Origin of the sequence: Microvirga ossetica, assembly GCF_002741015.1 — a bacterium.
Taxonomy (GTDB): domain Bacteria; phylum Pseudomonadota; class Alphaproteobacteria; order Rhizobiales; family Beijerinckiaceae; genus Microvirga; species Microvirga ossetica.
On record NZ_CP016616.1, the window covers coordinates 1989707 to 2012500 of the forward strand.

General features: G+C 64.9%; 21 protein-coding genes (1 of these 21 running past the window's edge). 13 read left to right on the forward strand and 8 right to left on the reverse strand.

The window, feature by feature from the left end:
* Positions 1-73: 73 nt before the first annotated feature.
* Genes BB934_RS09315 through BB934_RS09325 form a run of 3 tightly spaced genes read left to right on the forward strand, consistent with a single transcriptional unit; the run spans position 74 to position 1896 of the window.
* On the forward strand, positions 74-1081 hold the full coding sequence (locus tag BB934_RS09315) for a WD40 repeat domain-containing protein (RefSeq protein WP_099512715.1): 1008 nt from the start codon (positions 74-76) through the stop codon (positions 1079-1081).
* Positions 1082-1089: 8 nt separating this feature from the next.
* Entirely contained in the window at positions 1090-1368 is a 279-nt protein-coding gene (locus tag BB934_RS09320) for a hypothetical protein (protein WP_099509379.1), read from the forward strand.
* Between the two features lie 12 nt (positions 1369-1380).
* The gene (locus BB934_RS09325) at positions 1381-1896 is read left to right on the forward strand and encodes a DUF2937 family protein (RefSeq protein WP_099509380.1); all 516 of its coding nucleotides are present in this window, start codon (positions 1381-1383) and stop codon (positions 1894-1896) included.
* A gap of 147 nt (positions 1897-2043) precedes the next feature.
* Here BB934_RS09325 and BB934_RS09330 read toward each other — a convergent pair whose 3' ends face one another.
* Positions 2044-2382 (reverse strand): hypothetical protein, encoded by a 339-nt coding sequence (locus BB934_RS09330; protein WP_099509381.1) that lies wholly within the window; start codon positions 2380-2382, stop codon positions 2044-2046.
* Between the two features lie 127 nt (positions 2383-2509).
* Complete coding sequence (locus tag BB934_RS09335) at positions 2510-3937, reverse strand: homospermidine synthase (RefSeq protein WP_099509382.1); 1428 nt, start codon at positions 3935-3937, stop codon at positions 2510-2512.
* A gap of 251 nt (positions 3938-4188) precedes the next feature.
* Here BB934_RS09335 and BB934_RS09340 point away from each other — a divergent pair, with 251 nt between their 5' ends.
* The gene (locus tag BB934_RS09340) at positions 4189-5427 is read left to right on the forward strand and encodes an MFS transporter (RefSeq protein ID WP_099509383.1); all 1239 of its coding nucleotides are present in this window, start codon (positions 4189-4191) and stop codon (positions 5425-5427) included.
* Here the strand turns inward: BB934_RS09340 and BB934_RS09345 are convergent.
* Positions 5424-5996 carry a GNAT family N-acetyltransferase gene (locus tag BB934_RS09345; RefSeq protein ID WP_099509384.1) on the reverse strand — a complete coding sequence of 191 codons (573 nt, stop codon included), beginning with the start codon at positions 5994-5996 and terminating at the stop codon, positions 5424-5426. The two genes, BB934_RS09340 and BB934_RS09345, sit on opposite strands and share 4 nt — an antisense overlap.
* A 208-nt stretch (positions 5997-6204) precedes the next feature.
* Positions 6205-7359, reverse strand: a complete 1155-nt coding sequence (locus BB934_RS09350; RefSeq protein ID WP_099509385.1) for a type III PLP-dependent enzyme — start codon at positions 7357-7359, stop codon at positions 6205-6207.
* 643 nt (positions 7360-8002) lie between these two features.
* On the opposite strand from BB934_RS09350, the gene BB934_RS09355 reads away from it, so the two are divergent.
* The 8 genes from BB934_RS09355 to BB934_RS09390 all read left to right on the forward strand — a co-directional run bounded on the left by BB934_RS09355 (position 8003) and on the right by BB934_RS09390 (position 16261).
* The gene (locus tag BB934_RS09355; protein ID WP_099509386.1) at positions 8003-9574 is read left to right on the forward strand and encodes an OpgD/OpgG family glucan biosynthesis protein; all 1572 of its coding nucleotides are present in this window, start codon (positions 8003-8005) and stop codon (positions 9572-9574) included.
* Between the two features lie 1094 nt (positions 9575-10668).
* Entirely contained in the window at positions 10669-11670 is a 1002-nt protein-coding gene (locus tag BB934_RS09360; protein ID WP_099509387.1) for an ABC transporter substrate-binding protein, read from the forward strand.
* A gap of 38 nt (positions 11671-11708) precedes the next feature.
* Positions 11709-12485, forward strand: coding sequence for an ABC transporter ATP-binding protein (locus BB934_RS09365; protein WP_099509388.1), 777 nt, complete (start codon positions 11709-11711; stop codon positions 12483-12485).
* Entirely contained in the window at positions 12482-13327 is an 846-nt protein-coding gene (locus tag BB934_RS09370; protein WP_099509389.1) for an ABC transporter permease, read from the forward strand. Before BB934_RS09365 ends, BB934_RS09370 begins: the two co-directional genes overlap by 4 nt.
* Before the next feature lie 101 nt (positions 13328-13428).
* Positions 13429-13962 (forward strand): MarR family winged helix-turn-helix transcriptional regulator, encoded by a 534-nt coding sequence (locus BB934_RS09375; RefSeq protein WP_099509390.1) that lies wholly within the window; start codon positions 13429-13431, stop codon positions 13960-13962.
* An 80-nt stretch (positions 13963-14042) separates the two neighbouring features.
* Complete coding sequence (locus tag BB934_RS09380; RefSeq protein ID WP_099509391.1) at positions 14043-14966, forward strand: DMT family transporter; 924 nt, start codon at positions 14043-14045, stop codon at positions 14964-14966.
* Positions 14963-15265, forward strand: coding sequence for a TfoX/Sxy family protein (locus BB934_RS09385; protein ID WP_099509392.1), 303 nt, complete (start codon positions 14963-14965; stop codon positions 15263-15265). Before BB934_RS09380 ends, BB934_RS09385 begins: the two co-directional genes overlap by 4 nt.
* 24 nt (positions 15266-15289) lie before the next feature.
* Complete coding sequence (locus BB934_RS09390) at positions 15290-16261, forward strand: 2-hydroxyacid dehydrogenase (protein WP_099509393.1); 972 nt, start codon at positions 15290-15292, stop codon at positions 16259-16261.
* Positions 16262-16543: 282 nt separating this feature from the next.
* Here BB934_RS09390 and BB934_RS09395 read toward each other — a convergent pair whose 3' ends face one another.
* Both BB934_RS09395 and BB934_RS09400 read right to left on the reverse strand, forming a co-directional pair.
* On the reverse strand, positions 16544-17287 hold the full coding sequence (locus BB934_RS09395; protein WP_099509394.1) for an SDR family oxidoreductase: 744 nt from the start codon (positions 17285-17287) through the stop codon (positions 16544-16546).
* Between the two features lie 22 nt (positions 17288-17309).
* Complete coding sequence (locus tag BB934_RS09400) at positions 17310-19118, reverse strand: IlvD/Edd family dehydratase (protein ID WP_099509395.1); 1809 nt, start codon at positions 19116-19118, stop codon at positions 17310-17312.
* 236 nt (positions 19119-19354) lie between these two features.
* On the opposite strand from BB934_RS09400, the gene BB934_RS09405 reads away from it, so the two are divergent.
* Positions 19355-19954, forward strand: a complete 600-nt coding sequence (locus tag BB934_RS09405) for a hypothetical protein (protein WP_099509396.1) — start codon at positions 19355-19357, stop codon at positions 19952-19954.
* A gap of 19 nt (positions 19955-19973) precedes the next feature.
* Here the strand turns inward: BB934_RS09405 and BB934_RS09410 are convergent, their stop codons facing one another.
* Together BB934_RS09410 and BB934_RS09415 are read right to left on the reverse strand one after the other, a co-directional pair.
* Complete coding sequence (locus tag BB934_RS09410) at positions 19974-20765, reverse strand: tellurite resistance TerB family protein (protein WP_099509397.1); 792 nt, start codon at positions 20763-20765, stop codon at positions 19974-19976.
* 71 nt (positions 20766-20836) lie between these two features.
* Positions 20837-22794 carry the 3' portion of a TRAP transporter permease gene (locus BB934_RS09415; protein WP_099509398.1) on the reverse strand. 214 nt of this gene lie beyond the right edge of the window, so the window shows 1958 of its 2172 coding nt (coding positions 215-2172); its start codon lies off the right edge, out of view; it ends in the stop codon at positions 20837-20839.

A 22794-nucleotide genomic window follows, 5' to 3' on the forward strand; every position in this document is an offset into this window, starting at 1 on the left:
CCGCGGGGATGACAGCGAGGTGACACCCTCCCCGCAAATCATGCTATCGCTCCCGAGAAAAGGGATCGCCTCGATGACTACCGGAACCGCTCCATCTCTCACCCAGAACGTCGCGCCGCTCGATGCGGGTGCGCATGTCACCGCGATCGGCTGGCTGAAGGGCACGGCCGCCTTCGGCCTCGGCGACGGCGGCGTTCTGCTCGGCAGAGACGGCGAGAGCCATCGCGTCGAGGCGCATCCGGATGCGGGCGTGCTCGTGGCGGCGAGCGACGGCGAGCGCTTCGTCACCGGCGGCGACGACGGACGGGTGGTTGTGACGGGTGCCGACGGTTCCACCAAGACCCTGGCCGAGACCAAGGGCGCCTGGATCGATTCGCTCGCCTTGAGCGCGGGCGGCGCCTTCGCCTATGGGATCGGCAAGCGGGTGACCGCCCGCGACGACAAGGGCCGGGAGAAGAGCCTCGAGGTTCCCTCCGCCGCCCGTGGGCTTGCCTTCGCGCCCAAGGGCTACCGGCTGGCGATCTCCCATTACAACGGCGCGACCCTGTGGTTTCCCAACGTGGAGGCCAAGCCGGAATTCCTGGAATGGAAGGGCTCGCATCTCGACGTCACCTGGTCGCCGGACGCCCGCTTCGTCGTGACCTCCATGCAGGAGAACGCGCTCCACGGCTGGCGGCTCATTCCCGACAAGGGCCATATGCGCATGAGCGGCTACCCGTCGAAGACGCGCTCCCTCTCGTGGTCGGGGGACGGCAAGTGGCTCGCCACCTCCGGTGCCGAAGCGGCGATCATCTGGCCCTTCGAATCGAAGGAAGGCCCCATGGGCAAGGTGCCGCGGGAATGCGGCGTGCGTCCGGCCAAGGTCAGCCGGGTGGCTTTCCATCCCAACACCTATGTGCTGGCGGTCGGCTACGAGGACGGCTGCATCCTGCTCATCCGGCTCAACGATGCCTCCGAGCTTCTCGTGCGCCCTGGCGTCGAGGACAGCGGCATCACCGCCATGGCCTGGGACAAGGGCGGAAAGCGCCTCGCCTTCGGCTGCGAAGACGGTCAGGCCGGCATCCTGACCCTGCCCGCGTGAGATCGCCGGTGGCATTCTTGGGCGCCTTCATGCGCAGCACCTTCGGCCTGCCGAAGCCCGACAGGCAGGGCATCGACCGGGTGAAGGACCTTGCCCGCACAGCCCTGCAGGTTTCGTCGGAAACCGCCTTTGCCGTCAACGAGATCGCCTGCAACGATCCCGGCTGCCCCGGGATCGAGACCGTGATCCTGGTGATGGAGCCGGGAAAGAAGACACGGGCTTTGAAGGTTCCGAAGCCTCTCGACGAGGTCATGGAACAAGATATCCTCGCCGCTCTTGAACCGTAAAAGAGGTCAGGGTTGTCCAGGATCGTTCGCATCATCGCTTTCGGCTGCGGGCTGTGCGGCGGCATCGTCGCCTCGCAGGGCCCCGAATTCGCGCAGCAGTACCGCCAGCGTGTGGGCGGCGCGGTCGACGAGTTGCGGCAGGTGATCACGCGCTTTGATGGCGATGCCCGCGCGAGCGGTGAGACCAAGGACAGCGCCATCGCGCGCCTGCGCTCCAACGCGGACGATTTCGTCAGCCGGCAGGGCGCCGCCATGCAGGCCAATGTGGAGCGCCTGGGAAGGCTCGAGACGCATCGCGAGACCATGATGCAGGCAGGCCCCTTCTCGCGCGTCGCCTTGATGATGCGTGACGGCGACCGGGATGTGATGGAAGCGGTCTATCGCGATTTCGAGCCGGCCGTGCCGGTGACGGAGGAAGGGATTCTCTCGACCGCCATCGGCTTTATCGCCGTCTGGGGCGGTCTTCTTCTGCTGACGGGCTTTCTCCGCAGCCTGTGGCGCCGGCCTCGTCAACCAGTGCGAGCCTAACCCAAGCCGTTAAAAACACCCTCGATCCTCATCCTGAGGAGCCGCGTAGCGGCGTCTCGAAGGAGGTTCCAGAGAGCACTGGATGCTCCTTCGAGACGCAGACTGCGTCTGCTCCTCAGGATGAGGATCGAGGGTGTAATCGATCTGTTAACCCTCGCGCTCCGGCTTTCCGGCCAGAACCACATAGAACCCCAGGCCGTCCTGGGCCGGTAGGGTCTGCAGTCGGGCGATCCAGCCGCGCTTCTTGGCCTCCAGCAGGGCCTTGCCGATCGGCTGGAACAGGGTCTCGCCGCCGCCCTCCGCCGGCGGAGCGAGACGGATGGCGACGGATTTGGCGGCCGAGAAGCGGCTGCGCTCCAGCATGTCCTGGATCGAGGCTGCGGCCTGCTCGCGGGATGCGCTGCGCAGATCCAGCACGGAATCGGCATCGACGACACCGAGACCGCCGCGGAGCTTGTTGGCGTAGAATTCCTCGAAATGGGGCATCCTGTATCCTCAGGTGTCATTCCCGGCCGGAGCGTAGCGAAGGGGAAGGGAATCCAGGTCCAGACGCGCCGGTTATGGATCCCCTTCCCGGCCGCTTTGCGGCCGCCGGGGATGACAATGAACGGACTTACCGCACCAGCACGTTCCGGAACTGCCACGGATCGGACGTGTCGATGTCCTCCGGGAAGAAGCCGGGACGGTCGGTGAGCGGGGTCCAGTCGGTATAGTAGCCGTTGACCGGGCCGAGATAGGGCATCTGCACTTCGAGGCAGCGGCGGAAATCCATCTCGTCGGCCTCGACGATGCCGGCATTCGGGTTCTCCAGCGCCCAGACCATGCCGGCGAGCACGGCCGAGGTCACCTGCAGGCCGGTGGCGTTCTGGTAAGGCGCCACGCGGCGCGTCTCCTCGATGGAAAGCTGCGAGCCGTACCAATAGGCGTTCTTGCCGTGGCCGTAGAGCAGCACGCCGAGTTCGTCGATGCCGTCGACGATCTCGTTCTCGTCGAGGATGTGCTGCTCGTCCTGGAACTTGCCGGCGCTGCCGAACATCTCGTGCAGCGAGAGCACCGCCTCGTTGCAGGGATGATAGGCGTAGTGGCAGGTCGGCCGGTACACCGCCTTTCCGTTCTCGCGCACGGTGTAATAGTCCGCGATCGAGATCGACTCGTTGTGCGTGACGAGGAAGCCGTATTGCGAGCCGGGCGTCGGGCACCAGGTGCGCACGCGAGTGTTGGCGCCGGGCTGCAGCAGATAGATCGCCTGCGCGTCGGGGCCGAGCGTGCCGGCATTCTCCGGCATCCATTGTTCATGCGTGCCCCAGCCGAGCTCGGCCGGCTGCAGGCCCTCCGACACGAAGCCGTCCACCGACCAGGTGTTGACGAAGGTGCCCATGGGCTTTTCCGACTTGGCGCGCTGCGTGTCGCGCTCGGCGATGTGGATGCCCTTCACGCCGACTTTTTGCGCCAGACGGGCCCAGTCCTCGCGGTTCTTCGGCTCGTCGTAGGTCACGCCCAGATCGCCCGCGACATTCACCAGCGCCTGCTTGACGAACCAGGACACCATGCCCGGATTGGCGCCGCAGCACGACACGGCCGTGGTGCCGCCCGGATTGCGCTTGCGCGCCGCCATGGTGATCTCGCGCAGCGCGAAGTTCGTGCGCGATTCCGGGCCCTTGCTCTTGTCGAAATAGAAGCCGGGCCAGGGCTCGTTGACGGTGTCGATGTAGAAGCAGTCGAGCGAGCGGCACAGCTCCATGATGTCGACGGAGCCGGTATCCACCGAGAGGTTGACGCAGAAGCCCTGTCCGCCGCCGGCGGTCAGCAGCGGCGTGAGCAGCTCGCGGTAATTGTCCTTCGTCACCGCCTGCTGGATGAAGCGGATGCCGCGCTCGTCGAGGAGCTCCTTGTGCTTCTCCTGCGGGTCGATGACCACGAAGCGGCTCTTGTCGTAATCGAAATGGCGTTCGATGAGCGGCAGGGTTCCCTGACCGATCGAGCCGAAGCCGATCATGACGATGGGGCCGGTGATGCGACCGTGGACGGGCCAAGTGGTCATCGGATCTGTCTCCTTGACGAAAGCAGCGACGGTGAAAGGTAAACACCGGATAACGGTTTCGGGCGCATCTAGGATTGCGGAGCCCCCGGGGTCAATGCCTGGGACCCGCTTCCCGCGCCGGCAGGCCATTTCCCTGCGGACGGCAAAGGCTGCATGACGATCGCGGCCCAGCCATGCCGATTTCACGCTCGACATCGTGAAACAAGGCTTCATGATGGCGGGCCTCTTCGTTTCTCTTCCGGTCGCGAGCGATGAAATTCCACGACCTTCTCAGGCATTACTGGCACATCATCGGCCTCGGCTTCGCACTGACCTTCCTGTCCTCCTTCGGCCAGACCTTCTTCATTTCCCTGTCGGGCCCGGACATCCGCGCGGCTTTCGGTCTCACGCACGGCGCCTTCGGCTCGATCTATTCCGTCGCGACCCTGTCCTCGGGTCTCCTGATGATCTGGGTCGGCAGCGTCATCGACCGGGTCGACATCCGGCTTTATGCCACCACGGCCATGCTTGGCCTGACGGTGGCCGCAATCAGCCTGTCCTTCGCGCCGAACCTCCTCGTGCTGGGCCTGAGCCTCTTCGCCTTGCGCCTCTTCGGCCAGGGCATGCTCAGCCATGCGGGCGTGATGAGCACCGCGCGCCTGCATGAAGGCGTGCGCGGCCGGGCGCTCGGCGTGGCCGCCCTCGGCTTTCCGGCCGGCGAAGCGACCCTACCGGCCCTCGCCCTCGCGCTGATCGCGGCTTTCGGATGGACCGGCACTTGGCGCATCGCCGCGCTCGTCATCGTTGCTGCCTTGGCCACCGGTTGGCTGCTCGGCTTTCTCCTGCGAGCGAGGGATGCGGACATCGAGGAGACGGCGCGGAAAAAGACCCTGAGCGATACGGGTCCGCGCTGGGCCGACATCCTGCGCGACTGGCGCTTTCTTGCGCTCATCCCGACCATGATCGGCTATCCGGCGATCATGACGGCCTACTTCTTCCATCAGCGTTTCATCGCCGACGTGAAGGGCTGGTCGCTGGAACTTCTGGCAAGCAGCATCACGCTTTTCGCGCTGGTCTCCGTGGTCGTTGCCATGAGCGCCGGCAGCTTCGTCGACCGCTTCGGCGCCGTGCGCCTCAGCCATTTCTATCTCGCCGGCATGAGCGCCGCATCCATCGCTCTCGCGACCTTCGACGCACCGTTTCTGCCGCTCGTGTTCTTCGGCCTCATCGGCCTCACATCGGGCTGCACCAATGTGGTGATCGCGGCCGTTCTGGCCGAGCTGTTCGGCACCGCGCATCTCGGCAAGATCCGCGCGCTCGCAGGCGCGATCATGGTGGTCGCGTCTGCCGCGACGCCGGGCGCCATCGGGCTGCTGTTCGATGCGGGCGTGAGCCTCGAGGCGATCTGCATCGGCTTCACGATCTACATGCTGATCGCTGCCGCCATCACCTTCGTGCTGCCCTTCCGAGGACTGCGCGCTTGCAGCCCTCGGAAGGGTAGACGGCTTTAGAGAGCCGAGCGAAGGCCCGCCAATGCACCCTGCGCGGCAGCGGCGACGAGCGCGCCGAGATCGGGCTTCCGCTCGAGCGCACCGGTCGCGGAGACGAGGCCGCGCGCATTGTCGAGCGCGCCCGCCTCGAGCTCGCGCGCCAGGAAGCGGTTGCGCTCGTAGGGGCCGGGCAGCCAGAGCGAGCCGGTCTTTTCCGTCGAGAAGCCGAAGCGCTCGTAATAGGGCGCATCGCCCACCAGCAGAACCGCCCTGTGCCCGAGACTGCGCGCGCGCTGCAACGCCTCGCGCATGAGCTTCCCGCCGAGCCCGAGGCTCTGCACGGACGGATCGATGGCGATCGGCCCGAGCATCAGGGCCGAACGGTTCGGGCCGGCTGCGATGTGCCACAGGCGCACGGTGCCGATGATCTCACTGTTGCGATCGATGACGAGCGACAGGCCCTCGGCCGGCATCCTGCCCTCGCGCAGGCGTTCGCAGGTCTTCTGGAACCGGGCGGGTCCGAAGCAGGCATCGAGCAGCGCCTCGCGCGCTTCGACATCGTGGAAGGTTTCTTCGCGAATCGTGATCATGGCCGTGGCCTCCCAATACGTGGGGTGAGCGACAGCCCTCGCACCTGTCCGATACTGAACAGGCCGTCCGGGACCAGTTTGAGGATGAAGCGCCCTCGTGGTTCGAGACGTTCGCTGACGCGAACTCCTCACCATGAGGGCTCTGGTCTGCCTCATCCTGAGGAGGCCCGAAGGGCCGTCTCGAAGGACGAGGCAGGCGGGACGTGAATCAGATCACGTAGGACTTGAGCGGCGGGAAGCCGTTGAACGCGACCGCCGAGTAGGTGGTCGTGTAGGCGCCCGTGCCCTCGATCAGCACCTTGTCGCCGATCTCCAGCGAGATGGGGAGCGGGTAAGGCTCCTTCTCGTAGAGAACGTCGGCCGAGTCGCAGGTGGGACCCGCGAGCACGCACGGCACCTTGCGGTCCTCGTCGTGCTCCGTGCGGATCGGATAGCGGATCGACTCGTCCATCGTCTCGGCGAGACCGCCGAACTTGCCGATGTCGAGATAGACCCAGCGCACCTCTTCCTCGTCGCGGCTCTTCTTCGAGACGAGAACGACCTCGGCCTCGATGATGCCCGCATTGCCGACCATGCCGCGGCCCGGCTCGATGATCGTCTCCGGGATGCGGTTGCCGAAGTGCTTCGACAGCGCCCGGAAGATCGACTCGCCATAGGCTTCGACCATCGGGACCGTCTTCAGGTACTTCGTCGGGAAGCCGCCGCCGAGATTGACCATCGACAGGTGGATGCCGCGATGCGCGCATTCACGGAAGATCGCCGAAGCAGAACCGAGAGCCTGATCCCAGGCTTCCGTGTTGCGCTGCTGCGAACCCACGTGGAACGACACGCCGTAGGCTTCCAGGCCCTGACGATAGGCATGCTCCAGCACGTCCACGGCCATCTCGGGCACGCAGCCGAACTTGCGGGAGAGCGGCCACTCGGCGCCGGCGCCGTCGCACAGGATGCGGCAGAACACCTTCACCTCGGAAGCCTCGATGCCAGCCGTCTCAGCCGCGCGGGCGATCTTCTCGACCTCGACCTCGCAATCGACCGCATAGAGGCGCACGCCCATCTCGAGGGCGCGAACGATGTCGCGCTCCTTCTTGATGGTGTTGCCGAAGGAGATGCGGTCGGGCGTGGCGCCGGCATCGAGCGCAAGCTGGATCTCGACGACGGACGCCGTGTCGAAGCACGAGCCGAGCTCCGCCAGGAGCTTGAGCACCCGCGGCTCCGGATTGGCCTTCACGGCGTAGAACACACGCGTGTCGGGGAGCGCACGGGCAAACTTCGAGTAGTTGTCGCGCACGACCTCGAGGTCGACGACCACGCACGGGCCGTCCTCACGTCGGTTGCGCAGGAATTCACGGATGCGCTGAGTCATGGCGCTCTCCCCACCAAAGGTTCAATGGAGGTCTTGTGCAGCCTCCGGATTGAAATTCAGACGATCAGGAAGTCCTGCCGTCCGGCGTCAGCGAGGGAAGATGGCATCCCGCTTCGTGCGATGGAGACACGAGAAGCGGCGATGGGCTCTTCACCCGACGATGCTGCCTTGGATTGGATGGGGATACTCCATCCGCACGCCTGGCAATGATAAACAAGCCTCTTCGGTGTTGACCTTTGGAGGGCCAACGAGACCAAAAAAGCCCGTTCGTCGTTGCTTTAAGTCGCGTCCCCCGCTGAGAGCGAAGTACGCCGGTTTTCGCCTCCGGCTGCCGGTTAGGGGTATCGAGAGCTAGGTCGCTCTCGGGCGGCTGTCCGGCCTCTTGTCCGGATGCCCACCAACCGACACACGACCACAGGCACGTGCGAAATTGGGCAAGGCTGAGATAAGGGTATTCGCCCCCGATCACAAGAGTTTTTCGGGGACGTCCCAGGATTTTTTTAACCCTGCCGAGACCTGTGTCTTGCCCGCATCACCATTCAGCTCCCATTAAGCGGGACAGGTACACGGAAGACGGGTCGGGCCCCATATTCCAAGCCTGAATCCCGGCCACCTCCTCTTGAGACGAGAACGCTCCGCAGCCATGACGAATCTGTCCCGCCGTACCCTCCTGCTAAGCCTGCTCGCAGCCACCGCGCTGCCCGCTTTCGACCAGCAGAGCTGGGCGCAGCAGCAGAACAGCGTGCCGACACCCAATCCCTTCCGCTACGAGGATGTGGTGCGCCGGGCCCGCGAGTTGGCCGGCGTCCCGTTCGAGGCACCCGTCTCGCAGCTGCCCGAGCCGCTGAACCGGCTCAGCTTCGACGATTACCGCGACATCCGCTTTCGCACCGACAAGGCCCTGCTCGGCGGCGGCGGCGGTCCGTTCCGGTTGCAGCTCTTCCATCTCGGCTTCCTCTACCAGCGCCCGGTGACCGTGAACGTCATCCGCGACGGGGTGCCGACCCCGGTGGCCTATCAGCGGGAGCTGTTCGATTACGGCCGCAACAAGATCGAGCGGCCGCTGCCGGTCAATCTCGGCTTTGCGGGCTTTCGCCTCCACTATCCTCTGAACGATCCGAAGGTGCTGGACGAGCTCATCGCCTTCCTCGGCGCGAGCTATTTCCGCTTCCTGGGTTCGGATCAGAAATACGGCCTCTCGGCGCGGGGCCTCGCGATCAACGTGGAGGGCGGCGAGGCGGAGGAGTTTCCGCATTTCCGCGAATTCTGGATCGAGATGCCCAAGCCCAACGACGAGCGGGCCATCATCTACGCCCTGCTCGACAGCCCGTCCGTGGCCGGCGCCTACCGGTTCGAGATCTATCCGTCCAAGGAGACGACCCTCGACATCACGGCGACGCTCTTCCCGCGTCAGCCCATCACCAATGTGGGCGTCGCTCCCCTCACCTCGATGTATTTCGAGGGCGAGAACGACCGCAAGCCGTCCGACGATTTCCGTCTCGAGCTGCACGATTCGGACGGGCTGCTCATGCAGTCCGGGGCCGGCGAGTGGATATGGCGCCCCCTCCGCAATCCGGCCAAGAAGACGATCTCCTCCTTCAGCGACAACAACCCGCGCGGCTTCGGCCTGATGCAGCGCGACCGGGTGTTCGAGCATTACCAGGATCTGGAGGCGCACTACCATCAGCGCCCCGGCTACTGGGTCGAGCCCATCGGCCAATGGGGCGAGGGCTGGGTCGAGCTGGTCGAGATCCCGACGCCGGACGAGACCCACGACAACATCGTCGCCTATTGGCAGCCGAGCCGGCCGTACGAGCCGGGGCAGGAAGTGGTCATCTCCTACCGCCTGCGCGCCGCATCGGCGATCGGCGCGATGCATCCGGGCGGAAAGGTGGTCAACACCTTCCAGACGCCGCCCCGGGCCAGCGGGTCGAACGCGCCGAGCGATCCCCGGCATCGCCGCTTCATCGTCGATTTCGCAGGCGGCAACCTGGCCTATTACCTGAACGCCCCGGAGCAGGTGCAGCTGGTGCCCTCCACCTCGGTCGGCCAGATCACCAACACCTTCATCATGCCCAACCCTCATACGGAAGGCTTCCGCGCCGCCATCGACGTGAAGCTGGAGCCGGGCCAATCCACCGACCTGCGCGCCTTCCTGCGCGCCGGCAACCGGGCCCTGACAGAGACCTGGACCTATCCCTGGTTCGTGGAGTGATCTACCTCGTCTCGGCGTCATCCCCGGCGGCCGAAAGGCTGGGGAGGGGATCCACTCACAGCCGCTGCGGCTCCAGATTCCCTTCCCCTCCGCTGACCTCCGGCCGGGAATGACACTGTCCTTCATAACACCCACTCACGCATAACACCCACTCACGTCATGGCCGGCCTCGTGCCGGCCATCCCGATGCGGAAAAGCGCGGCACCTCTCAATTCGGTATCACCGGCACGAGGCCGGTGATGACGTGAGAGGGGGACAAGAGAGTGGCGCAGGCAACGATATGTTCTCACTTTGTTCTTGACGAGGTGCATAAGCTCTGCTATATCGTGAGGGTCTCTTCTTCGAGGGGCGCGCTCGCGAGGCGTCGCAGTGTGGGAGCAGACCCGGTCTCGCTGGTTCGCCTCGCAAGCGGGCCAGGCGAGTGGCCCAGGCTGTGCGCCGCTGACTAGGGATTGGGTCGAGGCCGCCGCTGACCTTGCGGTCGCCGCCTCGGGCAGTCACTGAGCCGGCACCGCCTGTCCGCCTAAAGAAGCCGTGCGCGAAGAGACGGTTCGGCTCTTCCATCATCACCATGCATCATCGAGCCGGGCCGCCCTTCGCGCCACCCTCGATACCTGAAAGGCTCGGAGCCCAACGGCTCCGGGCCTACAGGGGCTGGCTGTTTGACAGGCAAACCAACAGCGTCATCCCGGACGAGCGGAGTGAGATCCGGGATCGCTTTCAGGATAAAGCACTGTCATCCCGGCGAAGGCCGGGATCCATAACCGCGACGGTGCTCCCGTCTGATTTGACGGTGTTTATGGATTTCCACGCCTGCGGCGCGGCCCTTCGGGTCCGCCTCCGCGGGAATGACAGGAGAGGTTCACGCGGCACGCTCGCCCTCGATCCCGGATCGGCTACGCCGTCCGGGATGCCGCTATGAGGCCTCGGAACCGCAAACGACAATGGCGCTGGTTCAACTCTCCTTGTGGGGAAGAGATCAGGAAGGGACGGGAAGCCGCGCTTTATGATGATCGGGGAACTTGCCAAGCAGGATCGAACCGCGCAGAAGCTGACGCGGTGACTGGGCGGCCAGAGCAAAAGGGTAGGTGCCGATGACGCTGAAGGTTTTGATCGCGGGAGCGCTGGCAGCCTGCCTGGGCACAAGCGCCCTGGCGCAGCCGCTCACGGACGTGACCTTCGGCACCAACTGGATCGCGCAGGGCGAGCACGGCGGTTATTACCAGGCCCTCGCCGACGGCACCTACGAGACATACGGCCTCAAGGTCACCATCGTGCCGGGCGGCCCGCGCGCCAGCAACCGCATGCTCATGACCGTCGGCAAGCTCGATTTCTACATGGGCGGCAGCATGATCCAGGCCTTCTCGGCGGTGGAGAAGGACATTCCCACAATCGTGGTCGCGGCCCATTTCCAGAAGGAGCCGCAGGTGCTCCTCAGCCATCCCGGCCAGGGCCTCGACACCTTCGCGGACCTGAAGAAGTCGAACGATATCCTCCTCGCCAAGGACGGCGTCGCCACGTTCTTCCAGTGGATGAAGGCAGAATACGGCTTCAAGGACGAGCAGGTGAAGCCTTACGGCTACAACCCGGCCCCCTTCATCGCCAACAAGGTCGCCGTGCAGCAGGGCTATGTCACGTCCGATCCTCTGACCATCGAGAAGGCGGCGGGCTTCAAGCCCAACGTGTTCCTGCTCGCCGAGCACGGCTTCAGCACCTATTCCACCACCGTGGAGACCCGCCGCGAGGTCGTTGAGAAGAACCCCGATCTGGTGCAGCGCTTCGTCGATGCCTCGACCATCGGCTGGCACAACTATCTCTACGGCGACAACACGAAAGCGAAAGAGCTCATCAAGCGCGACAACCCGGAGATGACGGACGAGCTTCTCGCCTATTCCGCCGCCAAGATGAAGGAATACGGCATCGTCGATTCCGGCGACACCTTGAGCCTCGGCATCGGCGCCATGACGGATGCGCGCATGAAGGACTTCTTCGACAAGATGGTGAAGGCCGGCCTCTTCGAGGCGGATCTCGATTACAGGAAAGCCTATACGCTCCGGTTCGTGAACAAGGGCGTCGGGCTCGACCTGAAGAAGTAGAGGAGAGCGGCACCGGCCCGCCCGGCACCGCGCATGTCATGACCGAGCCCGCATCCACGCTCGTTTCCCTGCAAGGCATCGCCAAGGTGTTTGCCAACGGCGTGGCGGCGCTGGCGGACCTCGACCTCGACATCCGCGCCGGCGAGTTCCTGTCTCTCCTCGGCCCCTCCGGCTGCGGAAAATCGACGGTTTTGCGCCTCGTCGCGGGACTGACCGAACCAACTCGCGGGCGCGTCGTCTGGCCGGGATCGGGCGCTGCGGATCATCGCGGCGAGATCGGTTTCGTGTTCCAGGATCCGACGCTGATGCCCTGGGCCAATGTGGCGGACAATGTATGGCTGCCGCTGCGGCTTCGCGGCGTGTCCCGGCACGACGCGCGGGAGAGTATCGCGGAGAGCCTCGCGCTCGTCGGCTTGAGCGATTTTGCGAAAGCCTATCCGCGCGAACTCTCCGGCGGCATGAGGATGCGGGTGTCGATCGCGCGGGCTCTTTCCGTCAGGCCGCGCCTGCTGCTCATGGACGAGCCCTTCGCCGCCCTCGACGAGATCGCGCGCTTCCGCCTCAACGACGATCTGCTGCGGCTGCAGAACGAGCTGCACTGCACGATCGTGTTCGTGACCCATTCGGTCTACGAGAGCGCCTATCTCTCGAGCCGCATCGCGATCATGTCGCCGCGCCCCGGCCGCATCGTCGCGGAGGTCGCAGGCGAGGCGCCGGGTCTGCGGACGAGGGATTTTCGCACCGGCCCGCGCTATGCCGCCCTGTGCGGAGAGATCTCAAAGATCCTGCTGGAACAGACCGAGGAGCGAGGATGAAAGATCCGCTCTTCGGGACAGCGAGGGAAAGCCGCAATCCTCTCCGGCTTCTGCTGCCGTTGGCCGTCTTCGTAGCGGTGCTTGTCGCCTGGGAGGCCGTCGTGCGCCTGCGCGGCATTCCGCCCTACATCCTGCCGGCTCCGAGCCTGATCGGCGCGACCATGATCGCCGACTGGCCGCTGCTCTCGGCCTCGCTGCTCACCACCCTCGAGACCACGCTTGCAGGCCTGCTTCTCGCGGTCATCGGCGGCGTCGGGCTTGCCGTCCTGCTGAGCCTGTCGAAGGCGGTGGAATATTCGCTCTATCCCATCGCCGTCGTGCTGCAGGTGACGCCGGTCATCGCCATCGCGCCCCTGCTTCTGATCTACATGCCCCAGGACGTGGCGGTGCTGACCTGCGCCTGGCTGGTGGCATTCTTTCCGGTGCTGTCCAACACGATGCTCGGCCTGCAATCGGTCGACCGGAACCTCATGGAGCTGTTCCGGCTCTACGGGGCGCCCGTGTCGCAGAGCGCATCCGCGCGCCTCAGGGCCCGGCTGAAGGCCCTGTGGTACCTGCGCCGCCCGGCGGCGCTTCCCGCCTTCCTGGCCGGCCTCCGGATCGCCGGCGGGCTCTCCCTCATCGGCGCGGTCGTCGCAGAAATGGCCGCCGGATCCGCAGGGGCGGGGTCGGGACTGGCCTATCGCATCATCGAAAGTCAGTACCGGCTCAACATTCCACGCCTGTTCGCGGCCCTGGTCCTCCTCGCCGCGACCGGGATTGGGCTTTATCTCCTGCTGGCCGCTCTCAACCATGTCCTCCTGCGCCGCTGGCACGAAAGCGCGCTGGATGTGGAATCATAGGCTGAACTTATTTAGCCTGTTAATAGTATGCCGGCTTGTCATCGTACCGTCACGAGTTCCGGCCATGGTACGCTTGCAAACGATGCGAGGGGCGACGGACGATGGACAACGATAGCAAGCATCCGGGCATCAAAAGCGTCGGATGGGCTCTGGTTCAGACCTCGCGCCTGCATCGCAGCCGCACCGGGGACAAGCTGTCCGAGCTCGGCCTCTTCGCCGGCCAGGAACAGGTTCTCCAGGCGCTGGGCAGTTCCGGCCCCATGACCATGGGCGAGCTGGCCACGATCCTGCGCGTACGCCCGCCGACAGCCTCGAAGACGGTCTCGCGCCTGTCCGCCCTCAAGCTGGTGGAGCGCCACACCGAGCCCGGCGACGCCCGGGTCGTACGCGTGAAGCTCACCAAGGAAGGCAAGCGCAAGGCCGCCGCCATCGATGCCCTCTGGGACGAGGTCGAGGCCGAGTTGCTCCAGGGCTTCGACAACAAGGATCGCAAGCGGCTGCGCAAGCTCCTGCGCCGGGCCGCCAAGAACCTCGCCGGCATCACCGGAGCCGACCAGTCCGGATTCGAGGCCGACGACGAGACGGACGGGCTCGAAGCGAGCGAACCGGAGCTGACCGCGGCGGCAGCGATCTGACCCAACCCCTGTGTGCCGCGCACGAGGGCCGTGCACGGCGCACATTCGTCTCGCGGCGGGGAAGCGGCTAGCATCCCCGCATGGCCGATACCGTCACCTCGCCCCTGCCCAAGACTGCCGCGCCGCGCCAGAGCACCATGATCGGCATCGCCCTCATGTGCGCGGCTTTGTTCTGTTTTTCCTGTCTCGACGCCACGGCCAAATGGGTCAACCGGTCCGTCGACCCCATGGTCACCGTGTGGGCCCGCTACATGGCGGCGGCCCTGCTCACCTTCATGGTCATCAATCCGCGGACGAAGCCGGGAGTGCTGAAGACCCGGAGGCTGCCCCTGCAGCTCCTGCGTTCCCTCCTCCTCTTCGCTTCCACGATTTGCAATTTCTTCGCCCTGAAATATCTCCAGCTGGTCGAAACCCAATCGATCATCTTCGCGACGCCGCTGCTGGTGGCGCTCTTTGCCGGTCCGCTTCTCGGAGAGCATATCGGCTGGCGGCGCATGGCGGCCGTCGCCGTGGGCTTTGCAGGCGTGCTCGTCATCACGCGACCGGGCTCGGGCACGATGCACCCTGCGGCGCTCCTGTCCGTCGCCAGCACCGTTGCCTATGCGTTCTACAACATCGTGACGCGCATGCTCGCCTCGAGCGATCCGGTCGCCACCACGACCGTCTATTCGAGCATTGCCGGGATCGCCATCGTGACGCCGGTCCTTCCCTGGCTCTGGACCACGCCGCCCTCGCCCCTGACCTGGTTCCTGCTGGCGACCACCGGCTTCTACGGCGCCTTCGGGCACTGGCTTCTGATTCACGCCCATGCCCGGGCGCCGGCGGCGATCCTGTCGCCGTTCATCTACAGCCAGATCATCTGGATGCTGGTGCTGGGCTATGTCCTGTTCGGCGACTGGCCCGACGCTTGGACCTTCGTCGGGGCTGGCATCGTCATCGCCTCGGGTCTCTATTTACTCTACCGTGAACGCGTGAAGCATCGAAAGCCGGAACGGCCCGCATGACCGAAACCCCCATCGACACCCTGCCCGGGATCGGACCCGTGACGCAGAGCAGGCTGGAGGATGCGGGGATCCGCACGGTCGGCGATCTCCGCTCCATGGGATCTGTCGAGGCCTACCGACGGCTGAAATTCATGCTGCCGCGGCAGGTCAGCCTCAATGCGCTCTATGCTCTTGAAGCTGCTTTGCGCGGCTGCCATTGGCTAGACCTGCCCGAGGATGTGAAGACCGCGCTCCGGCAGGAGGCCAAGACCATCGACGATGCGTTCCGCCGCGGTGCCGCCGCGCGCTGCGCCATTTAATCAGACCATCGAACAGGAAACGCCATGAGCCGCACCGACATCCTGATGACCGCGCCGATGATGCCTATCGTGATCGAGGCGCTGGACAAGGCCTTCACCCTGCACCGCCTGTGGGAGCAATCCGACCAGGCAGCCTTTCTGAAGGATGTCGGCCCGCGCATCCGCGGCATCGCCACCAGCACGCTCTACGGCCGTCTCGAAGCCTCGCTCCTCGACCGGCTTCCGAAGGCCGAGATCATTTCGAGCTTCGGTGTCGGCTACGACAACGTGGATGCGGTCGAAGCAGGCACGCGCGGCATCGTCGTCACCAACACGCCCGGCGTTCTCGACGATGAGGTCGCCGATCTCGCCATCGGCCTGCTGCTTGCGACGCTGCGCAAGATCCCGCAGGCCGACCGCTACCTGCGCGAGGGGAAATGGCTGAAAGCGCCGTTCCCGCTCTCGGCGACCCTGCGCGAGAAGAAGGTCGGCATCGTCGGCCTCGGGCGCATCGGCAAGGCGATTGCGCGGCGTCTCGCGGGCTTCGACGTGCGCATCGCCTATCACGGCCGCACGCAACAGGACGACGTGGCCTTCACCTATCATCCAACCATCGTCGGCCTCGCCGAGGCCTCGGACATCCTGATCGTAATCACCCCCGGCGGCGCCTCGACGAAGCATCTCATCAACGCGGAGGCGCTGAAGGCGCTGGGATCCAATGGCGTGCTGATCAATGTCGCCCGCGGCAGCGTCGTGGACGAGCAGGCCCTGATCGAGGCGCTCAAGTCCGGGACGATCCTGTCGGCCGGTCTCGATGTCTACGACGACGAGCCGCGCGTTCCGCAGGAATTGATCGACCTGGAGCACGTGGTGCTCCTGCCCCACATCGCATCGGGCTCGGTCCATACCCGCAATGCGATGGGCAAGCTCGTGGCCGACAATCTCATTTCCTGGTTCGACGGCAAGGGGCCGCTGACGCCCGTTGCGGAGACGCCTTATACGGGGCGGGCGGGGTAAGCCACGCTTGCAACCACGTCATCATCGGCCTTGTGCCGGTGATCTCGACTGAGAAAAGCGCGGCGCTTCATTGCATCGGGATGGCCGGCACAAGGCCGGCCATGACGTAAAATGGGATGCCCAGCCGTCATTCCGGGGCCGCGCAGCGGAGCCCGGAATCTATAACCGCTAACATTGCCGAAAGAGGCGCGACGATGCTCGCCTCTTCCTGAGACGTCATGTCTATGGATTCCGGGCTCGCACCAGAGGTGCGCCCCGGAATGACAGTGGAGTTTCATCGCATCAAAGCGCAAACCCGCCATCGGCGAGATGGATGTGGCCTGTCGTGTAGCTGGCCTCGTCGGAGGCGAGATACACGGCGAGCGCCGCCACTTCTTCGGCCGTGCCGAGCCGTCCCATCGGCTGGCGGTCGATGAAGGCCTGGCGCACGGTCTCCAGGCTCTGGCCCGAGCTCTCCGCCAGCGCCGAAATCCGCTCGTCGAGCGATGGCGACTGGATCGTGCCGGGGCAGATGGCATTGGCGCGCACGCCGCGCTTGATGAAATCGGCCGCGACCGCCTTGGTCAGGCCGATCACCGCCGCTTTCGTCGTGCCGTAGACATAGCGGTTCGGGATTCCGCGCACCGAGGAAGCGCCGGAGGCGATGTTGACGATGGAGCCTCGGCCCTTCTCCAGCATGCCGGGCAGCACCGCATGAATAGTGCGATGCATGGACCTCACGTTCAGGTCGAACGAGAAATCCCAATCCTTGTCGGAGCATTCGAGAATCGTGCCGTGATGCACGAAGCCGGCTGCATTGACGAGAATGTCGAACGGACCGGCCTCGGCGACGAGTTCGTCGACGCTCGTGCTCGAGAGCACGTCGAGCCTGCGCTTCTCGGCACCCTCGAGCCCTTCGAGCTTCGCGACATCGAGATCCGTCGCCCAGACCTTTGCGCCTTCGCGCAGAAAGGCTTCCGCGATGGCGCGCCCGATCCCCTGCCCCGCCGCCGTGACGAGGGCTGTCTTTCCGTGAAGCCTGTTCATGACAGCCCCCGTTCCCTTTCGATCAATGATTGTCGCGCGGCACGCCGAAGGTCTGCGCGACCTTCTGGTACTTCACGGCCGGCTTCAGCGTCATGCCTTCGGAGAGCTGGTCGACCATGGAGCGCTGGATCTCCTGCCAGGGCGTCTGGCTCGCCGGATAGGCATAGCCGCCGCGCGCCTCGAGATCGGCGCGACGCTTCTCCAGCTCCTCCTTCGAGAGCAGGATATCGGCGCTGCGCTTGTTGAGATCGATCCGGACCCGATCGCCCGATTGCAGCAGGGCGAGCCCGCCGCCGATGGCAGCCTCGGGCGAGGCGTTGAGGATCGAAGGCGTGCCCGAGGTGCCGGACTGGCGTCCGTCACCGATGCAGGGCAGCGATCGAACGCCGCGCTTGATGAGCGCGCCCGGCGGCTGCATGTTCACGACCTCGGCCGCGCCCGGATAGCCCACAGGACCCGCGCCGCGCATGATCAGGATCGTGTGCTCGTCGATCTTCAGCGACGGATCGTCGATGCGGTGATGATAATCCTCCGGTCCGTCGAACACGACCACAGGCCCCTCGAAGGCGTTCGGGTCTTCCGGATTGTTGAGGTAGCGCTCCTGGAATTCGGGGCTGATCACGCTCGTCTTCATGATCGCGGAATCGAACAGCGTGCCCTTGAGGTTCAGGAAGCCCGCCTTCTCCTTCAGCGGATTGTCATAGGAGCGGATCACCTCGTGATCCCAGGTGAACTTGCCCTTGCTGTTCTCGCCGATGGTCGTGCCCGTGCAGGTCAGCGCGCTCTCGTGGATTTTGCCGGCACCGATCAGTTCTGCAAGCACGGCAGGCAGGCCGCCGGCGCGATAATACTCCTCGCCGAGATATTCGCCCGCAGGCTGCATGTTCACGAGCAGCGGAATCTCGAAGCCGATGCGCTCCCAATCGTTGTTGTCGAGCGGCACGCCGATATGCTTGGCGATCGCATTGATATGGATCGGCGCGTTGGTGGAGCCGCCGATCGCCGCATTGGCGACGATGACGTTCTCGAACGCCTCGCGGGTCATGATGTCGGAGGGCTTCAGATCCTCCCACACCATGTCGACGATGCGCAGGCCCGTTTCATAAGCCATCTGCCCGCGCTCGCGGTAAGGCGCGGGAACCGCTGCGGAGCCCGGCAGCGACATGCCGAGCGCCTCGGCGAGCGCGTTCATGGTCGAGGCGGTGCCCATGGTGTTGCAATGGCCGACCGACGGCGCGGACGAACCAACGATGTCGATGAACTGCTGATAGTCGATATCGCCCGCTGCGTGACGCTCGCGCGCCTTCCAGACGATGGTGCCAGAGCCGGTACGCTCGCCATGGTGCCAGCCGTTCAGCATCGGGCCGACATTGAGCGAGATCGCCGGAATGTTCACGGTCGCCGCCGCCATCAGGCAGGCCGGCATGGTCTTGTCGCAGCCGGTGAGCAGCACGACGCCGTCGAGCGGATAACCGTAGAGCACCTCGACGAGGGAGAGATAGGCGAGGTTGCGGTCGAGGCACGCGGTCGGACGCTTGCCCGTCTCCTGGATCGGATGGCACGGGAACTCAAACGGCACGCCGCCGGCGGCCGTGATGCCGTCGCGCACGCGCTTGGCGAGTTCGAGGTGATGCCGGTTGCACGGCGACAGGTCGGACCCGGTCTGCGCGATGCCGATGATCGGCTTCTTGCCCTGCAGCTCCTTGCCGGTAAGGCCGAAATTCAGATAGCGCTCCAGATAGAGCGCCGTCATGCCCGGATTGTCCGGGTTGTCGAACCAGAGCCGTGAGCGAAGCTGATCGGGAGTGCGACGGTGAGGCCTCTCAGCCATTCTTCATATCCTTTCGGGCGTCCGTAACCGCAGTGCCGGTATTTGATCCAGGACGGGGGTTAAGATCAACCGTCCTCTGAGGAAAGTCGCTGCCTTTTTAGCAATTCGAAGCTGTGTTCAAGCGCAGCAGCAACGACTCATCCGCATTCCCATCCAAAGAAACAGTTGTTATAGAATTTCAATCATCGGACCCCTCCGATGCGCGTTCTCTGCCGACAACTCCGAGCGTTCCCACCATGTTTCAACGCCTCGTTCCCCTCATAGCGACGGTACTCCTTGCGTCGCCGGCTATCGGAAACGACTGTCCTACGGCGCAGACCGCGAAGCTCGGCTTCATCCCGGAGCGGCAGGGTACGATCGCAGAAGTCCGACCCACCTCGGATCACTTCGTTCATGTGCTGAATTCATATCCCGGCGGAAAGAAGCAGGACGTCATCTATTATCGCGGGCTCTTCCCCCTCACCCGCTTCGACGACACCGCCCGCAGCATCAATATTCCCGTCTCGGATTTGAGGACCATCTTCCCGCTCGAGCTGAAGGCCCGCCGCGCCGTGACCTATGCCCCGTCGCAACCGGGCAAGGTCGGCGCCCTGATCTCTCTCGAACTGACCGTCACGGGTCAGGAGCAGCTTCAGCTCGGGCCCTGCTCCTACAACGTCCTGATCGTGCGCAACCGTTTCCTCAATGCGGAGGGAAAAGCCACCTCGGAACACACGGATCTCTACGCACCCGAGCTCGGTTTCGTGCTGGCCAAGCGGTACGAGGAACGCGCCGGCACGCAGACCACGATCAAGTACCAGAGCATCAGGCCGCTCGGCCGCACGTCCCCATTGTGATCTGGCCGCTGTGATCCGTTCAGCTCAGGGCGCCGGCGGTCTCGTCGATCTGCGCCCGGACCTCCGGATCGAGATCGAGCGCATCGGCGAGCTGGTGCAGGAACTCGCGCTCCTGGATCGTGTCGGGATCGATGGCGATGCGGGCCGCCGCATAGACCTGCGCCGCCATCTCGGGATCGTTGACGCTCTCCGCCAGCTCATCCACATCGGCCGGCGAGGCCATCTCGTTTTCGAGCCAGTGGCTCGATTCCGGATCGATGCCGGCTTCCGTCAGCCCCTTGACGATCCGCGCCCGCTCGGCCTGATCGATATGCCCGTCCGCGGCAGCCGCCGCCACCATGGTGCGCAGAAATAGGAGCGCATCGTCCTCGGTTTGCGAAACCGGGTGGAAGCGCGATGTCTCCGGAAGGCTCATCGCCGATTGCGCAACGGCCGTCTCCGGTTGAGACGCGGATCCGCCTGCTTCGGCGGGAGCCTTAGCCTGCTGATTTTGAAACGCCTTGTAGGCCAGCCCGCCGATGACCGCGAGGCCCCCTAGCTTGACCAGGCTGCCGGTCAGCTTGCCCTTCTTGCGGCCTTTGAACAGAAGGCCCGCCAGTCCGACCAGGGCCGTCTGGGTCAGGCCCGGATTCTGCATGGCGAAGTCCTTGGCCTTCTGCAGGAGCTGGTCGGTCGAATGCCCGGCGGTCGGGGTCACGCCTTTCCTGACCGGTCGACCGACCTCACCTCGCCCTGATTGCGCGGGCTTGTGCTGATCGGGCCGGCCGATGGCTCCCACAACCGTATCCAAAAGCTTCCGGTAATCGACCATCGGGCCCTCCTGTCATCTTTTCACCAAGCAAAGATCAACGGGAGCGCTGCGGAATGGTTCAGGTTCTCGGCTCAAGCCGGCCTTGGCACCGCCTCGGCACGGATCTTGAGAAGCTGAGACAGCATGACGGGGCTTGCCATCGCGAGGCCGACGAGGGTGGTCACCGGGTCGGGCGCAATGATCGGCAGGGATGCAACGCCGATGAGCCAGCGCTCCCAGGCCCGCATCGGCGTCAGCCCATATCCGGCGAAGGCCGCCGACAGGAATACGATGCCGACGATCGCGCCCGCCGTGACGAACAGGAAGCTCGGCCAAGTGAATTCCGGTGTGACGATGAGCATGGCCGGACCGTACACGAAGACGAACGGCACGAGCACCTTGCCGAGGCCGAGCCGGAAGGCCGTGTTGCCCGTCTTGAACGGATCCGCTCCCGCCATGCTGGCGCCGGCATAAGCCGCGAGCGCCACCGGCGGCGTGATGTCGGCGAGCACCCCGTAATAGAACACGAAGAAGTGGGCTACGAGCGGCTGCACGCCGAGCAGTCCCAAGGCCGGCGCTGCGACGGTCACCATGATGATGTAGTTCGCCGTCGTCGGCACGCCGCATCCCAGCAGGATGCAGACGACGGCCGTCATCAAAAGCGTGAAGAACAGTGTCATCGCCTTCATGTCGGTCAGATCAGCGGGCACGAGGTCCATGAACCCCTGCGCCAGCTGAGCGGCAAAAGACGTGACGATGAAGGAAATCTTGAAGCCGACGCCGGTGAGCGTGACGATGCCGACGATGATGCCGACCGTTGCCGCAGCGGCGCCCACGCCGATGGCATATTTCGCGCCGACCACGAAGGCGTCGACGAGGTCGAGCACCAGCGCCTTGCCGGCATCGCTTTTGAGGAACGTGTAGATCAGGAGTGCGAACACCAATCCCAGAATCGGACCCGTGAAGATCAGCTGCGTGAGCATGCCCGTGGCGATGGCAGCGACGATCGCCGCCAGGAACCCGAGGGTGATGGCGGGCACGCGCGAAGCGCCGACGACCAGGCAGGCCGTGATGCCCCAGAAGGCGGCGAGATAGGGCGTGAAGCCGGAGAACAGCACGATCAGCAACACGGCAAGCGGCATGATCGTCTGCCACCCCTCGCGGACGACCTTGGCGGCATTGGGCATCTCCTCGGCGGGAAGCCCCCTCAACCCGGCACGCTTGGCCTCGAGATGGACCTGCATGAACACGCCGAAGAAGTGCATGGAAGCCGGCACGATCGCCGCCAGGATTACCGTCTGATAGGAGACGTTGAGGAACTCGACCATCAGGAAGGCTGCGGCGCCCATGATCGGCGGCGTGATCTGCCCGCCGGTTGAGGCCGCCGATTCCACGGCCGCCGCGAAATGGCGCTGATAGCCGACGCGGATCATCGCCGGGATGGTCAATGAGCCGACCGTCACCGTGTTGGCGATGGACGAACCCGAGATCATGCCGAACAGGGCCGAGCCGAAGATCGAGACCTTGGCTGGGCCGCCCGCATAGCGCCCGGCAACGCAGGTGGCGAGATCGATGAACAGCTTGCCGAGCCCGACCCGGGTCGCGAGCACGCCGAAGAGCACATAGTGGAAGACGTAAGTGGCAACAACTCCCAGGGCGATGCCATAGATGCCCTGGCTCGTCAGGTAGAGGTGGTTGACGATGTTGGACCACGACGCGCCGGGATGCTGGAGAATGCCCGGCATGGAGGGGCCGAAATAGGCATAGAGCATCACGCCGATGGCGATGACGGGCAGCGGCCAGCCGACAGAGCGGCGCGTCGCCTCGAGCAGCACGACGATGAGGATCGTTCCCATGACCACGTCGGTCGTCGAGGGATTGCCGACGCGGAAGGCAAGCTCGCTGAAGATCCAGGGGACATAGAGAGAGGTGACGACGGCTGCGATCGCAAGCGCCCAATCGACCAGGGAGATGCTGCCAGGCCGCCCCCAGTTTGATGGAGCGACCTTGTCCTGATCACTCTTGAAGGCTGAGAAGACGAGGAAGATCA